The organism is Shewanella sairae, from assembly GCF_023283535.1.
Classification (GTDB): Bacteria; Pseudomonadota; Gammaproteobacteria; order Enterobacterales; family Shewanellaceae; genus Shewanella; species Shewanella sairae.
The window spans coordinates 1-19,268 of the sequence record NZ_JAKILT010000009.1; the positions used below are offsets into that span (position 1 = coordinate 1).

The window sequence follows — 19,268 nt, forward strand, 5'->3', positions numbered from 1 at the left end:
AGCTCCCTTGTGTTACCGCTCGACTTGCATGTGTTAGGCCTGCCGCCAGCGTTCAATCTGAGCCATGATCAAACTCTTCAATTAAAGTTTTGTTTGCTTCTTCCACCTTACAAGTAAGGCTAAATCAGCGGCTCAACGAATTCTGTATTACATATTGCTATGAACACTCATTCATTAAGTAATTTTTTGATTGCCTCGTGAGAGGCAATTTCGAATAACTTAATCTCTGTGAGTGTCCACACAGATTTGCTTGTCATATTGTTAAAGAGCGTGAAGCCGTCTTTCAGACTTCGCCTTAGACGCTTAGGTCGTTTGGCTGAGGAGGCGTATTCTACACTTCCCAGTGTCGGCGTCAAGCGCTTATTTTAAGAAGTTTTTCAAGCGATGATTCTTTATACACTCTCGTGTTAATAACCATCTAATTGAGCTTCTAAAGCGATTGTCACCTGAGGCTAACTTCCGTAGAAGTTAATCTCTCTAACGCTGCTGCAAGTCACGTTCTATCTAGCGTTTACGACTATTTCTAATCTCAAGCGTTAGTCTAGTTGGCCTGCTGTGCCGTGTCAGTGGATGCGCATTATAGGGATATCTCAGAGTAGCGCAAGCGCTTTTTGAAAGAAAAATACATTTAATTTTTATACCTTTACAAGCTACAGCTAACGTACAGGTTATCCACAGACTTATTCATTTCAGTGCTAATATTAGCCAATTCAGAAGCAATTGAGCCCACTATAGAAGCACCATTAATTGCTAAATAGAAATAATGTCGGCTGTAATTCAGTTTTGAGGATAATCAATGCTCACTATGCCTATATAAAGAGTGTATCTAAAAAGCTCCATATAAAGCACAAACTTGCCTGAACCTTACATAGGCATTTATAAAAGCCACTTATATATGTGAAGCTATCGTGCAGTACTCTCTTTATATTAAGCGTAAATTGAATGTTCTAGAGAATATCTTAAGTGAAGATTATAAGGTGTCACTACCACTCTCTATAAAACGCCTGTGATTTCCCCATATTCACTACATCAAAGTAGTCACTATTATAGAGGTATAATGAGTTGTAAACGGCAGATACAAAAATGCCTTCTATATTAGAAGGCATTTTAATTGGTTAACCCGGTATCAACTCTGAGCTAACCTACAGGACTCTTTACACTTCAAACACAAGCCGAAGTAACTAAAAGATTAGTCGTTGTCTGCTTCAATTTCACGTGCGATGTTCTGACCGTTAATCACAACACCTTCAACTTCGATACGTTGTTGGTCAATAGTGTCAAACTGAAGACGGTCTTCAAACTGAGTTTTTGCATCAACATATATAGTGATTGCTTTACCTGCAGTAGTAATGACAAAGCTCTTATCAGTAGCATTCACAGAAGTAGCAAAACCTTCGACTTCAAACTCTTTCCAGCTGCCAACGTTATCATTGTCGTTGTCATCACCAGTTGAGTTGTCATCGTCGAATTCGACTTCTGTAGCAACTTGTTGTGCACCTTGCTTCACAGAAGTCACTTCAACTAAAGCGCCTTGTTTCAGATCTGTCTTAAAACCATCTTCAAACTTAGTTTGAGCATTGACAACAAAGCGGCCTTGGTAGTTAAGTTCGAATGCTGTTTGCTGAGCGTCAACCCAAGTCACGATGCCTTCAACTTCAGTATCGTTAGCTAGATCGCTATAGTCTTCAACTTCTACACTTGTCGCTTCAAGTGTATTTACATTCATACTGCCTTCTACTTCAACCCACTGGCCATTAGCAAGAACGGCATTGTCTTCTACATGCGCTGCTGAATAATCAACAATTAGTGCTGCACCGACTTTAAAGCTCAATGCATTGTTATCTAAGTTAGATAAGCGACCTTCTACTTCGTAGTGGTTGATTAGATCATCGTTTTCAAATTTAACAACAGACAATACTTTATAACCAGCGTCAGCCGTTGGTAATGAAGACACCATTACCCAGTCACCCAACTCAATTTCGTTAGATAGCTTGTAAGTTAGCGAAATGCCGTTAACCTCAAATGTACCTGCTACACGATCAATAGCCGTTACAGTACCAGTAATCGTTGGCTCAAGTTGAACTTGAACGCCAGCTGCTTTTTGCGCGCCGCCGATCTGTACCATCATATTCGATTGCAGATCGCTGATATTTAGTTGTGTGTTACCGTAAACAACGCCAGCAACATCATAGCTATAGCCATTTACAACGATTTTGCTTTTAACTGTGTCAACAGAATCAATGGTGCCTTTCACTGCTGCAGGTGCCGTAACTGCGCCACCGTTACCATTGTCGCCACCACTACCGTTGTCAGAAGAACTATCGCTTCCACCGCCACAAGCAGTTAAAATCAGAGCAAGTGTTGAAACTAAAGCTATTTTTTTCATCTAAATACCCTTACTTTGTAAGATGATTATCAAATTTGGGCGTATGTTAAATCTACGACCGTGAAGCGATCGTGAAGAAAGATAAAATAATCTATGAAAGTTTTAATTGTTGATGACAGCCACAACCTAGCGGAAACAATTGCTGACTATTTAGAACTTGAAGGTATGGTCATTGACTGCGCCTATCACGGTGAAGCGGCAATCAATCTTTTATCTGAAAATAGTTACGATGTAATTATTATGGATATCATGATGCCTAAGCTGGATGGCATCAGTGCGGTACGTAAACTGCGACAAGATCTATACTGCAATACACCTATACTGTTCTTAACAGCTAAAGATAGCCTTGAAGACAAGGTCGCTGCTTTTAAGGCCGGTGGAGATGACTACTTACTCAAGCCATTCGCAATGGAGGAGCTAAGCCTCAGATTACATGCATTAAGTAATCGCGGCCCAAGACAGGATGTTGGCGTGCTCACTTTTGCCGACATTAATATAAATACTCAAACCGATATCGTGACTCGTGCAGAACAACCTATCAAACTTAGTCGCATTCAACTCAAGATTTTAAAAGTCTTAATCAAGCGGGCTCCTAGCATAGTTAGCAGGCAAGATGTCACCGATGCAGTTTGGGGAGATGAGTCACCACCGAGTGATGCATTACGTAGCCATATATATGGATTACGCACTGCGCTTAATAAAGGCTTCGAGCAATCACGATTAGAGACAATTCATGGACAAGGTTACCGACTCAAAGCATAAGCACTTTCCAAGCATCTACCGCAAAATCCGTTGGAGTTTCGGGTTGATGACGTTTGCTATGTTCAGCCTATTCTGGTCTTTGATTTACATAGCAGAAAACCAAATTGAAAAAATCAGCCTTAAACATTGGCTCGATACAGAAGTATATCGTTATAACCAAGACTATAAAGTTTATGGCGATACAACAGTATTGCCTAATACCAATGAGTTTAAAACTTATTGGAGTGAACAAAACATTCCACCTTGGCTCAACGCTTATACCTCTCCAGGCGTATATGAAGAGCTAAGAGGTGAAGAAGACAAACACTTTATTGTAAGCGCTCACCCCTCAGGCAAAGGCTTAATGTATGTTTTGTTCCAAGACGATGCCGATGACTACCTTGATGAATATGAAGAGCATTTACACGACTACATTTTGATTTTAGGACTGTTAATTGGTCTACTGATGACTATATACAGCCTGTATTTTATTCGTGCGCTCTCTAAACCCTTAACGATTATTGAACAAAAAATTGCTCAGATGTCGCCAGATGATCCGCCCTTTGATGTCGAGACTCAGTTTGTCGAAACCCGAAATATTGAGCAGACTTTGCTTGATAGTAAAAATGACATTAATGGTTTTTTTCAACGTGAAAAGGAGTTTAGTCACTTTGCCTCCCATGAACTAAGAACCCCGATCACTGTGATAAGGGGGTCTGCCGAGTTATTGGCAAAAATCCCTAACCAGCATCCACTGGCAGTCAATGCGGTTAAGCGTTTGCAACGGGCCAGTGATGAAATGCAAGTTCTTACGGAAACCTTTTTATTATTGGGGAAAGAGTCCATTAGCTCACGCTATATTGCCGAGGTTGATTTAGCCGAAGCCTTACAAAGTCAGTTAACAGAAATGGCGGTACTCTTCGCCCATCAAGGTAGCACCTACCACCTAAGCGTTGACGATTCAGTTACTGTACATGCTCCATCAAGCTTTATCGCAATCGTACTGAACAACGTTATCAAAAATGCCTTTAGCTACAGTATTGGCGATATTGCGATTAAGGTTGAGCGTCATACGCTAACCATCACTAATCGTCATAACGGCAATGAAACTTACAATGCCGGTTATGGTGTTGGTTTAGTCATCGTTGAACGCATCTGCGAACGCATGGGCTGGGGTTATTATCCACATGATAACGGTATTGAGTTTCGTACTATGTTGATATTTGAAACTAAAGAGGGTTTGCTTTAGCCTCAAATACTATTAATAGATAATTCGTTCTATCGTTCTATTTATTTAGCCCGCCTAAATTTTTACGGCAAAACTATAGCAGCTCAGCGATAAGTTAAACACATTGCCAGCAATCTTATATCCTATATACTGAAGTTCCTGATGGTATTCGATAAATCACCGGTGCTGCTCTCAACTTCTTGATTAAGCGTATTAGTCACGATAATCAGATCATACGATTCAGACACCTTACAATTCACCATCTGCACATTGGTGTTGACCTCATTACAGACATACACTTGTTCTTCAATCGCAACCGCTATTTGCTGGTTACGCTCTACAATCCCTTCGATTAGCTCTTCAAGCTCACTAATTTTATTGAGTGAGGTATTGATTATATTAACTGTCTTGCTAGATTTATCGTTACCCACCTCAAGCGACTTAACCGCAACTTGACTATTATTCTGAATTTCTTCGATTGCTGACTGGATTTCTGTGGTCGCCACCTGAGTACGCTGCGCTAAAGTGCGTACTTCATCAGATACCACAGCAAAACCACGCCCGGAATCCCCCGCACGAGCAGCTTCAATAGCAGCATTCAACGCTAACAGATTGGTCTGCTCAGCAATACCATTAATCACATCGATCACCGAACTAATTTGCTGGGTCTGCTTATCAAGAGATACAACAGTACAGGAGATGGAAGCGAGCTCATCAACTAGCTCCAGCATCGACTTATTTACTTGATTAATGCATTCCAAGTTATCAGACATGGTGCTTTGAGTCTGCATCGTTGCTTCAGCCGTTCCTTGAGCATTTTGGGAGATCTCCGTAGAGGCTGCCTGCATTTGATTAACAGCAGTAGCGACCATTTCAATCTCGGTTTTTTGAGTATTAAGATGTTCGGTGACTTTATGGTTATTTTCTGTGGCAAGCTTGGCGTTATCTAAGGTCTTATCACACGCCTCCATCACTGAAATATTCACGCGGCCAATTAAGGCTTTAACATGCTGTTTACGCATTTTCATCGCCAATTCAATCTCAGAGAGATCGTTGATCTTTCCGGTATAAATCAACTCCATCAGCGGATTATTAAAGTCTCTACGTGCCTCTTTTGCCATTTTTTCCAAAGGACGGGTGAGTAGGTAACTCGCCAAGGTTGCCAGTACAAAAAAACATGTCATCGCAATGGCTGTATTTTGGCTAAACATTGCAACTGCATAGGAGATAATAGCCGTAATCGCATAACAAAAAGCACTACGCTGCCACAGTCGGGTTCTCAGGCCGATGCTTAATTGAAAAGGTTTTTTATCGATTGAAAGCTGTTTATAAACAGCCTCAGCACGCTTTACATGAATTCGTTCAGGTTTAAAGCGTACCGATTGCAATTCAACAATTTCACCATCACTTTTGATCGGTGATGCGAAAGCATCGACCCAATAATAACCGCCACCTTTGCGGCTATTTTTCACCATTCCCATCCAATGATGACCACTTTGTAAGTGACCCCAAAGATCCTTAAAAGCGGCTTTCGGCATATCCGGATGCCTGACAACATTATGAGGAAGACCAACAAGCTCGCCATCTTCAAACCCTGCAACTTCAGAAAAGTGAGGACTGGCATATTTAATATGACTAGCAGGAGAAGTAATAGAAATTAAATTGTAATTGGCGGGATACTGGTACTCTTCGTCCATAATATAATCCTTTATGTAATGGCGTAAAATCTTCCAGTTCAGTGTAGTACCAATATTGGGTTTCCATCAAAATAATAACCATATTTTCTTTAAGCCTACTAAAATCTACCACCTAACAGACTGAAATATATAGACTTGACATATAAAACCATTCATTCCCTAAGAATTAGATTCTACCAGGGGTTATATCTAAATGTGATTAACCTGTCGTCTGGAGTGGTTGCTATGCCTCGCAAACAGTGCTTGCCGAAACAGTTTGCTTCGCTTTATAAGAGCTATCTACGATTAGTCCCCAGCCGATCTTAGAACCTTATAGCTTGCTGTGGTGAGATGGAATTTAGCGATACCTATTAAGCAAAGCTTAACTCCCCAAAACCCAACTTTGCTAACTCATGAGCAAACCCAAATACTTTAGCTAAACTTAACTTAAATCTTACGGGAAACAGGACTTCCCGAGTCAAAGCTGTTATTGATAAAAACACCATACAAAAGGATTTGTTTATGGCCATCGCCTGCGTTACCACTCGTGCCAGTTTTGGGGTCGATGCTCCTACAGTTACGGTTGAAGTCCATTTAAGTAATGGGCTACCTGCTTTCAATTTAGTTGGACTTCCTGAAGCTTCAGTTAAAGAGGCAAAAGAGCGAGTACGCAGCGCACTCATCAACGCTGGGTTTGAGTTCCCTATGCGCCGCATAACAGTAAACCTAGCCCCCGCGGATTTACCTAAACAAGGCGGACGCTATGACCTGCCTATTGCCATTGGTATTTTAGCTGCTTCAAAGCAAGTGCCGCTGGAGTCGATAAAGCATCATGAGTTTGTGGGTGAACTTGCTCTGTCTGGTCATGTACGCTATTGCCAAGGGGTACTGCCGGTTATCGTGGAGTCCAGCAAGCTAAATAGTATATTAGTGCTACCCATTGATAACCGTGAAGACGCCGAGTTAGTCGGTTTTGAAAACGTTCGCTTTGCCACTCACCTACAGTCACTTGCAGCTTATCTTCATGGGCAATCACAACTCCCGAGCATCGATGTGGATCTAGAGTGGCTATCTCCCGACAAGCCAATTGCCGAATTATGTATGAGCGAAGTCATCGGTCAATATCAGGCTAAGCAAGCGTTAGAAATTGCCGCTGCAGGTAATCACAATTTACTTATGCTTGGCCCACCTGGTACAGGCAAAACTATGCTTGCAAGTCGAATAATGCAGCTTTTACCTCAACTCGATTATCATGAGGCCTTAGAAGTCGCAGCTATTCACTCCGTTGCAGGTCAAAATATTAAGCCTGCTAGCTTTTATCGTCGTCCATTTCGCAGCCCACATCATACCTGCTCTGCCATTTCATTAGTGGGTGGAGGTGCCCAACCAAAGCCTGGTGAAATATCACTGGCTCACAGGGGAGTGCTCTTTCTAGATGAAGTCGCAGAATTTCCACGAAAAGTACTCGATTGCCTGCGAGAACCGATGGAAACCGGGGAGATAAGTATCTCGCGTGCAGCGGCAAAACTGACGTTTGCTAGCCGTTTTCAATTAATTGCTGCCATGAACCCCAGCCCCTGTGGCGATACAAATAATGCTCGATCAAGTAATGAGCAAATACAACGATACCTCTCTAAACTATCCGGCCCATTTCTTGACAGATTCGACCTCACAATTGATGTGCCAAAGCTGCCTCTTGGTGCGCTCAATAGCAACAATAATCAAGCTGAAACCAGTGCTGAAATTGCACAGAGAGTTAACAAAGCAAGAGAGTTACAGTTAGCCCGAACCGGTGTACTTAATAGTGAGCTATCTGGTAAGCAACTGATACAAGATGGTCAATTCGCAGAAAAAGATTTAGCCTTTTTAGAACAAAGCGTTACTCAGTTAGGTTTGTCCGTTCGCAGCTACCATCGCTTACAGCGAGTCGCCCGCACTATTGCAGATTTAAAACAAGACGCATGCGTTGACCGCAGCCATATTGCACAAGCATTAGGCTATCGCGCAATGGATAGACTATTAGCCTCGCTATCACGATAAAAGTTTACACGTTAAACAAATACTGTGATATGTGACGACTCACTTTAAGCAAAACCTGCGCTAGATTAAATAAACGTTAATTTATTCATAAATAAGTTGTACATAAGCACTTATTCCAGTAAATTCCGCCAGTTTCGTTAACCAAGTGACGAGCAAGTAGCAAGTGTAAATCCACCCGTCACATTCAACATTAATTTGTTAGCTACAATGTAAAGTGTGGAAATAGCAATGGCTTTTCAAGAGCGTCATAAAAGTAACCCTTTTCCATTATCACTATTTAATTACTAACACTCACCATAAACATGCCAAGTAAACATAAATATAGCAGCACCCATGCCATTACATCTCTTATTGTTGGCATCGCCTTTCTTGCATTACTGGCATCTTCTTTAGTTCTAAGCCAACTTGTATTATCGCGCCAGCTAACCAGCGTTGCAGTGCAATTAGACAATGATTATGACCAAAGGCTCCTTGCAGCAAAAGAGCAAATGAACCAAGTTCAAACAATGTTGCAGCAACAGCAAAGTGATCATTGCTCGGAAGATACAATTGCACTGCTAAAAGGTAAATTCTTTAAACAAAATGATCAGCCTGTGCCCTGGGTCAGATTTAATAATGAAGATTATATCTGCTCTGCAATTGGCCGTTGGCCAGTCCCCATGGGTGGCAAACTGCTTAGTCAAGATATTGATGGCTATGGACTCGTAATAGGTGAGGACGAGCGTACTTTTAACAAACAGCGTGCCATTTATGCCAGTACAACAGGCAGTACTGCCAAAGTATTTGTCCCCGTACAATCCGCAGATACTATCAATACAGTACTCGCTAACTGCCAAGTTTGTGGTGGGATCAATATCAAGATCAATGGCCATTCGTGGATGAAACAACACACACAAGTCAACGACCTTTCAAGTATTGAATATAAAGCTAAGGATTCTGATTTCAGTTACCGTTTGTTCGCCAATAAACACGCTACAAACCAACTATGGCTGACGCTGTTCTTATTACTTCTAATACCAACAGCACTGTTAACGGGGATTATTTATTTATTCCGTGGATATTTAATGAAGCTTTACTGGCATAAAAAGTTTGTTTCAGCATTAAAAAAAGAAGCCTTTTATCTTGAATATCAACCTATCGTCGATACTGATAACAACCAAGTTTATGGAGTAGAAACCCTATTAAGATGGCGTAAAAAAAATGGCGAATACAGAGAAACAAATAGCTATATTCGCATGTTGGAACAAGACTCTGTTATGCCAAAGTTAACCCAATGGATGATTAATACCTCCCTTAGTGAGTTAAAATCTTTACTAAGAAGTAATCAGATTTCTCGATGCAGCATCAATATTAGTGCCAAACAAATTGAACACAGCCGCTTACTGCCTTACCTTCAACTACTCGCAGATAAAGGCTATCCAGTCGATCAACTCTGCTTTGAATTAACCGAACGCCAACCTATTGAGTCTGTTCAATCCGTCCGCGAGTTCATTGCAGGTTGCAAGCAACTTGGCTGCCGTATAAAACTCGATGATGTCGGCGTTGGTCATGGTGGCGGCTTACTGATTCAACAATTGAATTTCGACGGTTTGAAAATCAATAAGGCCTTTACTAAGATAATATTGGAACCACAAACCCAGCCTTTCCTTATTCGCTCCTATATCTCAATAGCAAAAGATCTGGATATTGCGCTAATCGCAGAAGGGGTAGAAACCCAAGAACAAGCGATGTATCTGAAACAACTTGGGGTCTATTTACACCAAGGTTGGTTCTATTCCAAGGCATTACCTGCCACTGATCTTCGTGCTTATTTACTTAATCATTAATGCCATTCAGCCAAGAGGTGGTCGCAGCTCTTGGCTCCAATAAATCCCAGTTCTTTTGCTCCCATAGGTATTAAAAGCAATTAATACCTATCAAGTGACTTTACGCAAAATGGTCGCACACCAAGCATGGTAAATTCATGCAGTTTGATTAACGCAACGACTTATACCTGTAGAAATAACAAAGTCACCAACAACCGCGAAGGGAAACTCAGTTTACAGGCAAAATTTAACATCTAGATTGAGACAAGGGCTGACAACGAGTACTATAGGTTTCCAATTTTTTTCTTGAGGTTATGGATGGGTGCGATAGTGTCACGCATTAGGGGAAGCTTCGCTTTTTTCTGTTATTTTATTAATACCCTATTTTGGGTTACCCCCATATTAATGGTGAGTTTTTTCAAACTAATTCCTTTGGCGCTCACTCGTAAAGCCTGTACTTATTTTCTCGATTTTTGTGCTAGCGCTTGGATAAGTGTTAATGGCGTAATCGAAAACCTACTCCACCCAATAAAACTAACGATTGAAGGTGACTGTCAACTATCTACCAAAGAATGGTACATGGTAATTGCTAATCACCAGTCTTGGGTTGATATTCTTATCTTACAGCGAGTGCTAAATCGCAAAATTCCTTTTTTGAAGTTCTTCCTCAAACAAGAACTCATCTTTGTGCCTGTTCTCGGCCTCGCTTGGTGGGCATTAGACTTTCCTTTTATGCGCCGCTATAGCACAGCCCAGCTGAAAAAAGACCCTAAGCTGCGTGGTAAAGATATTGAAATTACACGTAAGGCCTGCGCTAAATTTAAAAGTAAACCTGTTAGCGTAATGAATTTTGTAGAAGGTACACGCTTTCACCCAAACAAACACAGTAAACAGAACTCTCCTTTTGAGCACCTTCTGAAACCTAAGGCCGGCGGCATGGCATTTGCTCTATCTACAATGGGACATCGAATCAATAAATTAGTTGACGTTTCTATCTATTACCCAGATAAGGTACCTAGTTATTGGGAATATATTAGTGGTCAAGTTAAAGAGGTAAGAGTCCATATCAAGGTAAATGATATCGGTAGTGAACTTCGCGGTGATTACATTAAAGATCGTCAGTTTAAAATCCAATTTCAAGAACAGCTCAACCTTATGTGGCAACAAAAAGATCAAGTGCTAACTGAATTAGCACAAACAGAAATTCGAGAAGAGGCGTAAAACACGATGTTAAACTTTTTACCAGGGTCCCTGCTGTACTTTTTAAGCACCCTATTATTAATTATCAATACCGTCGTGTGGGCATCGTTAATCAGTATTGGCGGTATCATTAAGCTGTTAATACCCTTTACAATTGCCCGCAATGGGTTAACCCACTTAATGAATCGTTTTATGTGGGCTTGGGCTAGCTGTAATGGTGGGATTTTATACCTATTGGCTGACATCGAATGGGATATAGAAGGTCTCGACAACCTAGATAAAAACAGCTGGTATTTGCTAATAAGCAACCATCTAAGTGGTTTTGATATTGCAGCGCAAACCTACGTCCTGCGTAACCATATTCCAATGCTTAAGTTTTTCCTCAAAAAAGAGCTGATGTATGTGCCTTTTCTAGGTCTGGGTTGCTGGGCATTAGATATGCCATTTATGACGCGTACTAGCCCGGCTAAATTAAAGAAAAATCCTAAGTTAAAAGGTAAAGATCTGGAAACAACTCGACGAGCCTGCGAGAAGTTTCGTGGCATGCCAACTTCTATAATTAATTATGTTGAAGGCAGCCGCTTCACCGCAGAAAAACATGCCCGTCAAGATTCACCGTACCGCTACCTGCTTCGTCCTAAAGCCGGTGGTATTGCTTTTGCACTCTCGGCAATGGGTGAGCAGTTTACCAATCTACTGGACGTCACCGTTCTATACCCAGAAGTGTTTAAGAAGGATGCTTTATACGAAGTTATGCACGGTCGCATGAAAAAGATTGTAGTACGTGTAAAAGTTCTCCCTGTGCCAGAAGTCGATAATAAACGTTACTTCTCTGAAGCTACCTATCGCGTTGATTTTCAGCGCTGGCTAAATGATCTTTGGGAAGAAAAAGATGAAGAGATCCATCAACTCATGCTTAAGCACAATGCTACAAGTGAGCATATCGTAAATAAGCCTAGTGCTGCGAAACCACACTAGAACTACTACAAAAAAGGCTTCAATTTAGAAGCCTTTTTTAATTTAAGTTAGCGCTACACATTCAATCGCTTTACGTGCTGAATCCAACCTTCAGGCCCTTGAATATGGCCTTTCTGAATTTCAGTCAAGACTTTATAAATGCGTTTTGTGTGCTCTCCCACTCCGCCATCCCCAACGGTGACAACTCGATTATCTTCAAAGATATATGAGCCTACTGGCGATACCACAGCCGCAGTGCCAAAACCACCGGCCTCAATAATTTCACCGGATTCAATATCACTAATAAACTGTTCAAGCATCACGGTTTCTTGGCGCACTTCACAGCCAAGCAGCTCACCTAAATCAAGAATCGATTGCGAGGTAATCGACTTTAAAATGGTGTCGGTAAACTTAGGAATAATAATAGTGCCGTCTTTCAGCACATGGAAGTGGTTCATTGCGCCCACTTCTTCAATCTGCTTATTATTCGCGTCCAAATATAATACCTGCGCAGCGCCATACTCAGCTGCCGCCTTCCCCGCTTTTAACGAGGCTGCATAATTACCCGCCGCCTTCGATGCACCAGTGCCACCAGATACAGCTCGATGAAAACGCTCGCTGATCAGCAAGCGAATCGCTTTATCAAAACCATCACTGTAATAAGGACCACTTGGGCTTAGTATCACGCAAAAGGTGTATTGCTCACTCGGGCTCACAGATAAACGGTCTTCAGTGGCAAAAATAAACGGGCGGATATAAAGACAAGCCCCCTCTTGCATTGGAAACCACAGACGATCGACATCAATTAATGCGTTAATCGCATCAAGCTGTATCTGCTCTGGTACTCCTGGGATACAAAGGATATCTGCTGAGAGATTGAGGCGTTCAGCATTTTTATCAATACGGAAAGTATAGATTTCACCGTCTTCATGTTGAAAGGCTTTAGCGCCTTCAAAAACTGACTGACCGTAATGCAGTGCAATGGCACCTGGTGCGACTTGAAAAGGTCCATATGGAACAACACGTGGATCACACCATTCGCCATCGCGATAATCCATTAAAAACATGTGGTCTGTTCTGAGGTTACCGAAACCAACATTCTTTGTAGGCTGAAACGGTTCGGTACGGCGCTCTAACGCAGGTTTTAAGTTATAAGTTATTTGCATTGTTTACCACCTTGATTACTGACTGAGCAGCCTATCAGTGGTCATAAAAAAGTCAAGTAAAACGGGGGGAGCCTTAGTTTGTTCAAGTTTATGAATTGATGATATTTTTATTTTCAATCAGTTCGCTATTACAATCGGATTGCCGACCAGCACTTAAACAGGTACGACAATTACGACAGTTAGCTTGCGCCTTATCTAAATGAGCACTGATCCGCAAAGACAATGCTTGCATCATTTCACGAGTAATAGGTTCACGCCATTGATAATGGTTCATTAGGCGGCTGATATGGCGATAGCCCACATCATCATTGGCGGTAAAATATTGCTCATCCATCAACTTACTTTCAAAAGACGAAGTCGCGCCAGCGAGGAAAAAATATAATGCCTGGCTTAAGTCATCAATCTCTAGTTGAGTCGCGGCCAACTCACCTCTGGCAACAGCATTTTCTAGTGGTCTCTTAATTCGACTCCAAAACAAATTGACTCGATTTTTTAGGATTTCTACTTTGTCAGAGCTCGCCAATTGCCAAAACATACTATTAATGGCAACCACTCGTAGAATATTAAAAATAGGACTGCGCTTTACCGCTTCAAAAGTGAATAAAATAGACAGAACAGCATGCTCATGAATACTTAAATCAGGGTTCTCTTTAATGAATAATGGTATTTGACTCGAAATCGTATTCCGAAGAAATAGGCAAACCAATACATCTTCTTTAGATTCAAAATATTTATATAATGTATTAGTAGAACACCCCGCACCTTTGGCTATTTGTGCAAACCTAAAAGAAACAACACCCTGATTATCAATTAGTTCTTCTGCAACATCTAACAACTGATTACAACGAATAGCATCCATATTATTACCGGGGCATCGCATATTATTCTTCTATTTCATTATCAATTTAAACTCGATACTACGAAGAAATATCGATTTAGATACTGAAAAGAAACATTTTCTTGAAGGCATCCACAAAAAACTTTCTCACCGAATATAAAGTGTGATTTGACGCAGATTTGCTCTCCTCATCGCAGCATATTGTGTTGTCAGGATAAATGGAGACTCAATCATGCAAACAAGACGTTCATTTTTAAAATTCGGAGCTGGAGCGGCAGCAATTGGTGCTTTTGCTCCGCTTGCTGTCAATGCACAATCATCAGATATCAAATGGGATGAAACCCATGAAGTGGTTATTGTAGGCTCTGGTTTTGCTGGTTTAGCAGCAGCGGTTGAAGCGGGAAAACTAGGCGCTAAAGATATTGTAGTTTTTGAAAAGCTTGGGGTTTACGGCGGTAACTCTACGCTTAATGCGGGTCAAGCTTGCTTTGCCGATACCGATTTGCAACGCAAGCTAGGCATCAAAGACAGCGCCGAATTAATGGTAAAAGACCAACTTGCTTCAGGCCGTGGCTATGCCAATGAAGCCTTACTGCGTCACAGCGCTAAATTAGGTCCTTACATCTACCAATTAACCAAAGATTGCGGTTGCGTTTATCGCGACCATATCATTAACACGGGTGGTACAAGTGCGACTCGTAGCCACCAAGTGGTTGAACGCTCAGGCGCTGGCTTTATCCGCCCGATGCTAAAAACAGCCCGTAGCTATGGTGTAAAAACCAAGATTAGGCATAAATTTGAAGGCCTGATCACAGCCGCAGACGGCAGTGTATTAGGGATTAAAGTACGCAAAGGCTATCACACTGACCATGAAAACTCCGGCAAGCTGATTAATGTAAAAGCTGAAAAAGGTGTACTTATTGCAACAGGTGGTTTCGCGGCTAACGTAGCATTCCGTCAAGCCCTAGACCCAACATTGGGCGATGAAGTTGGCCATACCAATGCCCGTGGTGCAACAGGTGACGGCTTGATTGCCATGCTTGCCGAAGGTGCTATGCCGATCCACCTCAGTTTTATTCAGTCTGGTCCTTGGGCGTCACCAGATGAAGGTGGCTATGGCGCAGGCTTCTCACTGTATAACTTCCCGCATTCAATCGCAATCGACCGCAATACCGGTGAACGTTTCATGAATGAAACTGCTGACCGTAAGCACCGTGCAGATCTTGAGATCCAACGACGTGATAAAGACGGTAAGCCTAACCCTGCTCTACTCATTGCACCAAAGCATGAAGCACAAAAAGATCCATCAATGGAAAACGTGCTCAGGTATAACGTGGCGTGGGAATTCGACAGCGTAGAAGCCATTGCTAAACACTTTGAATTGCCGCTACAGCCGCTTAAAAAGCAAATTGATGACTGGAATAAATACGTCAAAGCCGGTGATGACCCGCAGTTTGGCAAACGCATGAATATGAGCACAGGTATCTATCTGACTGCACCATTTATCGTGCAGCGTTTATGGCCAAAGGTGCACTACTGCCAAGGCGGTATTCAAATTAATACCAAAGCAGAAGTGATTGCAGCTAAAAACGGTAAGCCTATCCCTAACTTATATGCCGCAGGCGAGGTATCTGGTGGCGTACATGGAGTGAGTCGACTAGGCGGTTGCTCCACCCCCGATTGTTTGGCATTTGGCGTTACCGCTGCACGCTCAATGATGAAAGCATAAGGAAACTAACATGAAACCAATGATGACTTTACTTGTGCTGGTGTTTAGCAGCGTTATCGCCCTTTCGGCGCAAGCCAGAGATAAACGTGACTACCATGAAGCGCTATATGAAGAAGGTTGTAAATCTTGCCATGACCAAGGCTTAAAAGCCTTCCCGTCTGACGAGTCTTGCTTGCAATGCCATGACATGGGTGAGCTGGCTGAACAAACTAAACGTGAAGGTCATGAGGCAAAACAAAACCCACATGACAGCATGCACTATGGCCAAGAGGCTCCATGTATGGAATGCCATGGTGAGCATACTAAAAAGCAAGCCATCTGCATGGATTGCCATAACTTCGATTACCCGAAGTTTAAGCAATAGCCTTAAAAACGAATAACAAACACTCAACCCAAAGCCAATAAGCTTTGGGTTGTTTTTATTCGAAGAATATTTCGCCAGAAAAAGCCACTAAGCCACGCAGCCTTTTTTACGCAAACAACTAGATTCACTATCTAAACTTGAACACGCCAATGCACTACAAGCACTGCAACTCATATGGTCACGATAGTGTTTATCAAAAAAGCGAGAGCTTCGATTTTCAAGGCTATCAAATAATTCAGGGGTAAGCGGTTTAGCCCACTTATATTGCGCCATTAAACGTGCGAGATGACGGTAATAGGTGTCACGGCGGTTTGATAAATACTCTGGTGCAATTAACTGACTTTCAAACTGGGTTAGCGCTCCCGTCAGGAAAAACGTAATTCCTTGAACAAGTTCTTTCACTTGCAATGGCGTAGCGTCTAACTCCCCTTTAGCCACAGCTTCATTGAGTGAGTCAGTAAACCAGCCCCAAAATGCATTGATACGCTTTTTAAAACGGTCAACTTTCTCGTCACTCGCTAATTGCCATACCATGGTATTGACCGAAACAGAGCGCAAAGTAAAAAAGCTTTTACTGCGTTTTACCGTCTCAAATGTAAACAAAATAGGCAACAGTACTTTTTCTTGGGCACTCAAATCTGGATATTTATTAACAAATATAGGCAAATGATTTGACGTTGCACTACGTAAGAAAAGGCACACCAGCACATCTTCTTTTCGTTCAAAAAACTTATACAGTGTACCGGTGGAGCAACCCACTTCTTTTGCGAGTTGCGAGAACTTAAACGACACAATACCTTGTGACTCAATCAGCTGTTCAGCCGCGTCGAGTATCTGATTGCAGCGCATCATCGGCAACGCTTCAGTGGGACATTTCATCTATTAAACCTGTAAATCGAATTAAGCTAATTATGCGCTTGTAACAATTACGGATTATAGATATCTCTTCTCTAATCGGGATTCACTTCACGCTAATACCACTTTATCGGTAGGCTTTGTGAATTACGTCATATAAACATTGCAGCAATAACTTTTAACTCCAGATTGATTCCATTCACATTTCATCTTTACGATAAAACAAGGATATTTGCAGAGAAAATTTATTCGAGAGCTGACTCACGAATAAATTTGTCACTGAAAAAATGCCGTGACTTACTTCACCTTTAGCAGTTGAACTTGGGTTTATCTTTACCTCATTCCCTGATTGAGGATTACAAGAAAATGCAAGGTAGACGAAATTTTTTAAAACTAAGTGCTGGTGCAGCTGTAGGTAGTTTAGCAGCGACCTTACCAGGTACCGTACAAGCTAAAACCTGTGGCAACATTAACTGGGACGAAAGCGTCGATGTAATTGTTGTTGGCTCTGGCTTTGCAGGTCTTTCTGCGGCACTAAATGCTAAACGCCAAGGTCTAGGTTCAGTACTTGTTTTAGAAAAGATGCAAGTGATTGGTGGCAACTCTGCAATCAACGGCGGATGGTTAGCTATTCCTAAAAACCCAATCCAGTTGGCTCAAGGCGTAAACGACGACTCACCAGAAGAGTTAGTTAAAGACCAGATCATCTCTGGCCGTGGCATGCAAAATGAAGCCGCCCTTCGTGCCATCGCTAACCGCTCTTTAGATGCTTACGATCTTTGTATCGATACCGGCGTTAAATTCCGTGATGGTTTTAATATTCAAGTGGGCGGTCACAACAAGGCCCGCGCTATCCGTACTCAACACGGTACTGGCGGTGATATAACCACTAAATTGTATGAAGTGGGTGTAAAAGAAGGCGTTGATTACCGTCTACAACACTATATCGAAGACTTCATCATGGATGGTCAAAAGATCATTGGTGTTAAGGTTCGTAAGAACTACCGCTTCCCAGATCTAAAAACCGGTAGCACTATTTTTGTTAAAGCCAACAAAGCAGTCGTACTGGCTAACGGTGGTTTCGCTCGTAACATGAAGCTACGTGAAGCAGTTGATCCATCTCTAGACCCAACACTAGATTGCACTAACGCTATGGGCGCTACCGGTGAAGTCACACTGACAGCAATGGCGCACGGCGCACTACCTGTACACATGAACCTAATCCAAACTGGTCACTGGGGCTCTCCTGATGAAGGTGGATTTGGTTGGTCAAACGCACTGTTATCTATCGGCTGGCACCAAGGTGTGGCGATTAGCGTACTTAATGGTAAGCGTTTTATGGACGAGCGTGCTGACCGCAAGACCTGCTCTGAAGCCATTATGAAAAACCGCAATGCCGATGGTAGCCCAGCTTACCCAGTGGTGTTCTTCAACTACAACAACTATGCCAAAGATGACCGTGTAGTGCGTGCAATCCGTGATGAGATGGCTTGGAAAGTTGACTCACTAGACGAGATCGCCGCGAAGTTTGATATTCCAGCAGCAGAGCTTAAACGCAGCGTTAAAGAATACAACAAGCACGTTAGCGAGCGTAAAGACCCACTATTCAACCGCAAAATGGATACCGCAGAAGAGCTAACAGGCCCATTCGTTGTATCACGTATTTGGCCAAAAGTGCATTACTGCATGGGGGGCTTAAAAACGGATTTAGATGCACGTGTTATTGATGGCCGCTCTATGGAACCGATCAAAAACCTATACGCTATTGGCGAGGTAACAGGCGGTATTCACGGTGAAGCGCGCCTGAGCTCAACATCATGTCTAGAGTGTCTCGTTATGGGCATCATCGTGTCTGAAACCATTAAAGCTGACCTGTAAGGAGCCGTTGAATGAACAAATTACTACTAAGCGCACTAATCGGCCTAGCTCTATCAGGCAACGTAATGGCCGGTGAACTAGTCAAGATGAAAGGCAAAACTGAAGGTCGCGTAAACCACGAGTTTATCTACCAAGATGGTTGCCAAACATGTCACCAAGGCTCGGGTAAGAAAAACACCACTGACGCAGCTTGTGTTGAGTGTCATGGCGATATCAACAGCATCCCTGTCGATGAAAGCAAACTGGCTATTCCAGAAGCACATCCACACAAGTCACTGCACTATAACCAAGGTGCAAGTTGTCTAGCGTGTCACGCAGAGCACGAGAAAAAAGCACCTATCTGTACAGAGTGCCACCGTACTTGGTTTGAAGAGATGTAACGTGACTGATTAATTTATAAAACCT

The 19,268-nt window shown here is 42.3% G+C and carries 15 protein-coding genes and 1 rRNA gene; 10 read left to right on the top strand and 6 right to left on the bottom strand.

Annotation, left to right across the window (positions count from 1 at the left end):
- Positions 1-84 (bottom strand): 16S ribosomal RNA (locus L2748_RS05230); the annotation flags it as partial.
- A gap of 1,105 nt (positions 85-1,189) precedes the next feature.
- Positions 1,190-2,386, bottom strand: coding sequence for a DUF5666 domain-containing protein (locus L2748_RS05235; RefSeq protein ID WP_220778338.1), 1,197 nt, complete (start codon positions 2,384-2,386; stop codon positions 1,190-1,192).
- 93 nt (positions 2,387-2,479) lie between these two features.
- Here L2748_RS05235 and L2748_RS05240 point away from each other — a divergent pair, with 93 nt between their 5' ends.
- Together L2748_RS05240 and L2748_RS05245 are read left to right on the top strand one after the other, a co-directional pair.
- Positions 2,480-3,148, top strand: a complete 669-nt coding sequence (locus L2748_RS05240) for a response regulator transcription factor (protein WP_220778339.1) — start codon at positions 2,480-2,482, stop codon at positions 3,146-3,148.
- A complete protein-coding gene (locus L2748_RS05245) occupies positions 3,120-4,376 on the top strand; it encodes a sensor histidine kinase (RefSeq protein ID WP_220778341.1) in 1,257 nt (418 codons plus the stop codon). Before L2748_RS05240 ends, L2748_RS05245 begins: the two co-directional genes overlap by 29 nt.
- 122 nt (positions 4,377-4,498) lie before the next feature.
- Here L2748_RS05245 and L2748_RS05250 read toward each other — a convergent pair whose 3' ends face one another.
- Positions 4,499-6,052 (bottom strand): methyl-accepting chemotaxis protein, encoded by a 1,554-nt coding sequence (locus L2748_RS05250; RefSeq protein ID WP_220778348.1) that lies wholly within the window; start codon positions 6,050-6,052, stop codon positions 4,499-4,501.
- A 501-nt stretch (positions 6,053-6,553) separates the two neighbouring features.
- On the opposite strand from L2748_RS05250, the gene L2748_RS05255 reads away from it, so the two are divergent.
- The 4 genes from L2748_RS05255 to L2748_RS05270 all read left to right on the top strand — a co-directional run bounded on the left by L2748_RS05255 (position 6,554) and on the right by L2748_RS05270 (position 12,054).
- Entirely contained in the window at positions 6,554-8,071 is a 1,518-nt protein-coding gene (locus L2748_RS05255; RefSeq protein WP_220778350.1) for a YifB family Mg chelatase-like AAA ATPase, read from the top strand.
- A gap of 302 nt (positions 8,072-8,373) precedes the next feature.
- Positions 8,374-9,897 (top strand): EAL domain-containing protein, encoded by a 1,524-nt coding sequence (locus tag L2748_RS05260; RefSeq protein WP_246616044.1) that lies wholly within the window; start codon positions 8,374-8,376, stop codon positions 9,895-9,897.
- A 297-nt stretch (positions 9,898-10,194) separates the two neighbouring features.
- A complete protein-coding gene (locus L2748_RS05265) occupies positions 10,195-11,097 on the top strand; it encodes an acyltransferase (RefSeq protein ID WP_220778352.1) in 903 nt (300 codons plus the stop codon).
- Positions 11,098-11,103: 6 nt separating this feature from the next.
- Positions 11,104-12,054, top strand: coding sequence for an acyltransferase (locus L2748_RS05270; protein ID WP_220778354.1), 951 nt, complete (start codon positions 11,104-11,106; stop codon positions 12,052-12,054).
- A 53-nt stretch (positions 12,055-12,107) separates the two neighbouring features.
- Here the strand turns inward: L2748_RS05270 and L2748_RS05275 are convergent, their stop codons facing one another.
- On the bottom strand, positions 12,108-13,199 hold the full coding sequence (locus L2748_RS05275; protein WP_220778355.1) for a branched-chain amino acid aminotransferase: 1,092 nt from the start codon (positions 13,197-13,199) through the stop codon (positions 12,108-12,110).
- Positions 13,200-13,287: 88 nt separating this feature from the next.
- Positions 13,288-14,079: a TetR/AcrR family transcriptional regulator gene (locus tag L2748_RS05280; RefSeq protein ID WP_220778357.1), complete on the bottom strand. Its 792-nt coding sequence runs from the start codon at positions 14,077-14,079 to the stop codon at positions 13,288-13,290.
- Between the two features lie 190 nt (positions 14,080-14,269).
- On the opposite strand from L2748_RS05280, the gene L2748_RS05285 reads away from it, so the two are divergent.
- Entirely contained in the window at positions 14,270-15,766 is a 1,497-nt protein-coding gene (locus L2748_RS05285) for a flavocytochrome c (protein ID WP_220778359.1), read from the top strand.
- 10 nt (positions 15,767-15,776) lie between these two features.
- Positions 15,777-16,130 (top strand): cytochrome c3 family protein, encoded by a 354-nt coding sequence (locus L2748_RS05290; protein ID WP_220778361.1) that lies wholly within the window; start codon positions 15,777-15,779, stop codon positions 16,128-16,130.
- An 87-nt stretch (positions 16,131-16,217) separates the two neighbouring features.
- Here the strand turns inward: L2748_RS05290 and L2748_RS05295 are convergent, their stop codons facing one another.
- Complete coding sequence (locus tag L2748_RS05295) at positions 16,218-17,009, bottom strand: TetR/AcrR family transcriptional regulator (protein WP_220778363.1); 792 nt, start codon at positions 17,007-17,009, stop codon at positions 16,218-16,220.
- Between the two features lie 342 nt (positions 17,010-17,351).
- Between L2748_RS05295 and L2748_RS05300 the strand changes: the two genes are divergently transcribed.
- Together L2748_RS05300 and L2748_RS05305 are read left to right on the top strand one after the other, a co-directional pair.
- On the top strand, positions 17,352-18,863 hold the full coding sequence (locus L2748_RS05300; RefSeq protein WP_220778365.1) for a flavocytochrome c: 1,512 nt from the start codon (positions 17,352-17,354) through the stop codon (positions 18,861-18,863).
- A gap of 11 nt (positions 18,864-18,874) precedes the next feature.
- The gene (locus L2748_RS05305; RefSeq protein ID WP_220778366.1) at positions 18,875-19,243 is read left to right on the top strand and encodes a cytochrome c3 family protein; all 369 of its coding nucleotides are present in this window, start codon (positions 18,875-18,877) and stop codon (positions 19,241-19,243) included.
- Positions 19,244-19,268 lie beyond the last annotated feature (25 nt).